1 protein-coding gene is annotated in these 5,141 nt (G+C 52.2%); it reads right to left on the reverse strand.

The window, feature by feature from the left end:
- The coding region (locus BLT02_RS17445; protein ID WP_175453915.1) for a DUF5979 domain-containing protein at positions 1-5,141 on the reverse strand (5,141 nt) is incomplete at both ends.

Genomic DNA, 5,141 nt, shown 5'->3' on the forward strand with positions numbered 1-5,141 from the left:
CCGTTGACCTTGTAAGTGACTGTTACATCCTTTCCGTCGACATCCTTTGTGGTCTCGGTAACGGTGTAGTTTCCAATTGCGATCTCGTTGATCGTCAGCTTGTAGTTCTGGTCGCTGATCTTCTCGAAGTCCGCGAGCGTGAGCTCAGTCTTCTCGCCGGTCAGTTTTCCGTCTGTTCCGACCCACTTTCCGTCCTCGGTCGTGATCTCGAAGCGGAGGGCTCCGTCGATCTCTTCGGGGGTGATATCGCCCTTGATGGTCTTGGTCAGCTCGAGGGTTCCGGTCTGGTTCTTGTAGTCATCTTCGAAATCAACATTCGTGATCTCTCCGTTTTTGACTTCCGCTTCCGCTGTGTCACCGGTCTGACTGTCGCCGCCGTTGATGGTGTAGGTGACAGTTACGTCATTGCCTTCTGCATCCTTGTCGGTCTCGGTGATGGTGTATCCGCCGACCACAACATTGTTGATGATCAGGGTGTAGGTTCCGGTCTCCTCGTTGAAGGTGAAATCGTCATTGAGTTTCAGCGGTGTCTTCTCTTCTGTAAGTTTGCCGTCTTTGCCGAGCCAGAAGGTCTTCTGGTTTTCGCCTTCGCCCTCGGTCGTAGTAACTTCAAAGGTCAGCAGGCCTGCTGCTTCCTCAGGAGTCACTTCGCCCTTGATGGTCTTGGTCAGCTGCAGGGTTCCGGTCTGGTTCACGTAGCTGTTTTCGAAGGCGACTGTGGTGGTCTCGTCCTTCTCGACGGCTGCGTCTGCGGATGTACCGGTCTGGCTCTCGCCGCCGTTTACGCTGTAGGTGACGCTCACGTTTTTCCCGTCGATGTCCTTCGTAGTCTCGGTCACGGTGTAGTTTCCAAGCTCTACGTTCTCGATCTTCAGGGTATACGAATCAGAACCGTCTACATGATAGAAGGCAGTCAGTGTCAGGGTTGCTTCATTCTGTTTTGTGGTAAGGGTTCCGTCAGCCTTAAGGTACTTGGTGACCGTCTTGCCGTTTTCTGTCACTTCAGTAGAAATATGGAATGTCAGTGCACCCTTGGCTTCCTCTTCGGTAACAGGACCCTTTATGGTCTTGGTCAGCTCAATGCTGCCGGTGTGCTTGTCGTAGTCGTCCTCAAATTCAACATTTGTGGTTTCGCCGTCTTTGATCTCCACAGTTGCTGTCGCATCCGCAGTGGTCGTGGACTCGCCGCCGTTGATCTTGTAGGAGACGGTGACATCGTTGCCGTCGACATCCTTGTCGGTCTCGATGATGGTATATTCACCGATGCCGGCATTTTCGATGGTCAATGTGTATTTCTTTGTCTCTTCATCGAAGTCAAAATCGCGCTCAAGTGTAAGCTGGACTTTTTCATCAGAAAGTTTTCCGTCCTTGCCGAGCCACTTTTCAACTTCTTCTCCGTTCTCGGTAACAGTGGTCTTCACTTCGAAGGTCAGCAGTCCGGCTGCTTCCTCCGGTGTGACATCGCCCTTGATGGTCTTGGTCAGCTGCAGGCTGCCCGTTTTCTTTTCGTACTCATTTACAAGTTCGATTCCTGCGGACGTGTCCTTGGTGACCGTAGTGGTGTCAGTCGTCACAGAGCTTTCCTGGATGAAGTTGTATCCTTCGATCTTTGTGTTGGTCTCATTGACGGTGTACTCACCGGTCGGGACATTTTCAAATGTCTTCGTGTAAGTCTTTCCGCCGTCTGCTGTTACAAATCCGCCTTCCTTAATTGTCAGGATGACCTGGCTGTCGCTGAGTGTGCCGTCCGCGTTCAGCCATCTGGTGATCTCACTGCCGTTGTCCATGATCGTTGCGATCACTTCAAACTGCAGGGCACCATCGGCCTCTTCTTCGGTCACATCACCGCCGACGCTCTTGGTGATCACGAGGCTTCCGGTCTCGTATGCATAATCATCCTTGAATTCAACCCTGGTGGTCTTTTCATTGGCAACTTCAGCGTTGACAGTATTGCCGGTGCCCGTCTCAGCCTCGGTCATGTCTTCGCTGTCGCCCACACGGTACTCGACGGTATAAGTCTTTCCATCGATATCCTCTGTGGTCTCAGTCACGGTGTATTCTCCAAGGTCGATGTTTTCCAGCTTCAGGATATACTCGTCTGTACCTGCGTCGTGCGCAAAATCCTTCAGGGTCAGGACAGCTTCCTCTGCATTGTCCGTGAGAGTTCCGTCAGCCTTGAGATACTTCTTTACCGTTCCTGTTCCTTCTGTGACCTCGGTTGAAATCACGAAAGTGAGCTTGCCTTCGGCTTCCTCCTCAGTGATCGCGCCTTCGATGGTCTTGACCAGCTCGAGGTTGCCCTTTTCAGGCTCGGGAATGATGGTGTAGTCATCTTCAAAGACGACTTCAGTGGTTTCCTTGTCTTCGACGGCAGCGGTCACCTCTGTTCCGGGGAGCCTCTCGCCGCTGTTGTTGATCATGTATTCAACGGTTACTGTCTTTCCGTCGACATCCATGGTGGTCTCAGTCACGGTGTAATCACCGGGTTCAAGATCTTCGAATGTAAGGACATATTCGTGGTCTTCTTTTCCGGGTGTTTCCGGATTCTCAGAAGCATGATGCTCAAACTGGTTAAGAGTAATCTCGACCGGGCTGCTGCTCAGCGTCCCGTCCGCATTGAGGTACTTCGTGACCTCTTCTCCGTCTTCAGTGACCTTTGTGGTGATGGTGAACCGAAGTGCTCCCTCGGCCTCTTGCTGAGTGATGTCACCCAGAATGGTCTTGGTGAGCTTCAGGTTACCCTTCTGTTTCTCGTATTCGTCTTTGAGTGTAACTCCGGCTGCTTCGTTCTTCGTCACAGTTGCATCTGCCTCGGTGACAGACTGCTCAGAAAGGAAGTTATAGCCGGGGATGGTGTTGTTCACTTCCTGTACGGCGTATTTGCCCACAGGGACATTCTCGAATGTCTTGGTGTAGGTCTTTCCGCCGTCCGTGGTCGTGAATCCGTCATTGAGGATCGTGAGGATCACTTCCGTATCGCTGAAGGATCCGTCCGCCTTCAGCCACTTCGTGACGTTCTCGCCGTCCTCCTTAACAGTGGTGGTAACGGTGAAGGTCAGGGCGCCTTCGGCCTCTTCCCTGGTCACGTCGCCGCCGACGCTCTTCGTGATCGTGAAGTCGCCGGTCTGCTGGACGAAATCATCCTCAAAGGCAACGGTCGTGGTCTGCTTGTCCTCGATCTCTGCCTGCGTCTCATTGCCGTCCACGGCATCCGCGCCGTTCACGGAGTATTTGACGGTGTGGTCTTTGCCTTCCACATCCTTGGTGGTCTCAGTCACGGTGTAGTTTCCAAGATCCACATTTTCAATGATCAGGGTATAGGTGTCAGTTGTTTCATCGTAATTGAAATCCGCGAGGGTCAGGGTGGCGTCTTCTTCATTTTCAACGAGACCGCCATTCTTGTTGAGATACTTGCCGTTTTCAGCCTTGACGATGAAGGTCAGCGCGCCGTTGCGCTCGTCCTCTGTGATCTCGCCTCTGATGGTCTTGGTCAGTTCAAGGATACCGGCCTGTTTCTCGTATTCATCCTTGATCTCAACAGTTTCTTCGACTCCCTTGGTGATCGTCGTACCCGCAGTTGTTACGGACTGTCCGGAAATAAAGTTGTATCCCGGAATAGTTGTATTGGTTTCAGTAACCTCATAGTCACCGACAACTGCTTCCGCAAAAGTCTTGGTATAGGTTTTTCCGCCGTCGGTGGTCACGAAGCCGTCTTTGATGGTGAGTTCGACAGCTTCATCATGGAGTTTGCCGTCCTTGTCAAGCCACTTCGTAACGTCTTCGCCGTTTTCTGTGAAAGTAACCTTGACTTCGAATTTCAGGGCGCCTTCGGCTTCTTCTTCGGTGACATCACCGCCGACAGACTTCTTAATGGTAAGACTGCCTGTCTCGTAGTGGTAATCATCTTCGAATTCGACCCTGGTGGTCTCTCCGTCGGTCACTTCTGCTGAAACTTCGGGACCTTCTGTGGCTTCGTCCTCCGTGCCCAGCTTGTGGGTGACAGTGTACTCCTTGCCGTCAATGTCCGCGGTGGTCTCAGTCACGGTGTAAGTGCCGAGATCAATGTCTTCGAACTTCAGGACATATTCGGTCGTTCCGCCTACGCCTGCAGCCTTTTCAAAGGCATCCAGCCTGATGACGGCATCGTCCGCGCTGTCAGTCAGAGTCTTGTCTGCCTTCAGATATTTGGTTACTTCTGTGCCATCCTCATTGACCTTTGTGGAAATCACGAAGGTCAGGAGTCCTGCAGCTTCCTCGGGTGTAATGACACCCTTGATGGTCTTGACCAGTTCAAGGTTGCCCTTCTTGGGTTCGGGGATGTTGGTGTAATCATCCCTGAAATCGACTCTGGTGGTCTTGCCGGCTTCGACAGTCGCCACTGCTTCGTCAATGTTTTCAACCTTTTCGCCTTCATTTCCGTCGGCATCCGTCACGGTGTACTCGACGGTAACAGTCTTGCCATCAACATCCTTTGTCGCTTCTGTCACGGTGTACTCGCCGAGTTCTATGCCCTCAAAACGAAGGACATAGACTGTGGAGGTGTCTGTGCTGTCTTCTTCATCGATCGTGAAATCGGAGAGATGCAGCGTGGCTTCTTCCGTATTATCGGTAAGAGTTCCGTCTGCTTTGAGGTATTTGTTGTCCTCTGTCTTGATCACAAAGGTCAGTGCGCCATTGGCTTCATCCTCGGTGATGTCGCCAAGGATGGTCTTGGTGAGTTCGAAGTTGCCGAGAGACTTCACGTATTCGTCAGAGAGCTCTACCTTCGGCGCGTCTGTGGATGTGCTGGCTACGCCGGCCATTACGGTCGCGGTGCCAGTGAGCACGGAGGTCTCATCCTGCAGCTCGTAGCCCTTGATCGCCGTGTTGGTCTCGGTCACGGTGTATTCGCCGGCAGGCAGGTCATCAAAGCTCTTCGTGTAGTTGATCTGGACGTCTTCGTCCTCTACTTCGACCCTTTCTCCGTTCTCGTCCGTGTAGTACCAGACTTTGTTTTCTTCATCATAAGCAAGCTCATGGCCATCAAATTCTTCGACCGCCGTGAACCCGTCTGTCACTTTGAGGACTGTTTCTTCTGTTGTCAGTTCACCGTCTTTTGTCACGTAGTAGGTGACGGTCTCCATTACAGGTTTTCCGTCTTC

The organism is Sarcina sp. DSM 11001 (genome assembly GCF_900101015.1).
GTDB lineage: Bacteria > Bacillota > Clostridia > Lachnospirales > Lachnospiraceae > CAG-791.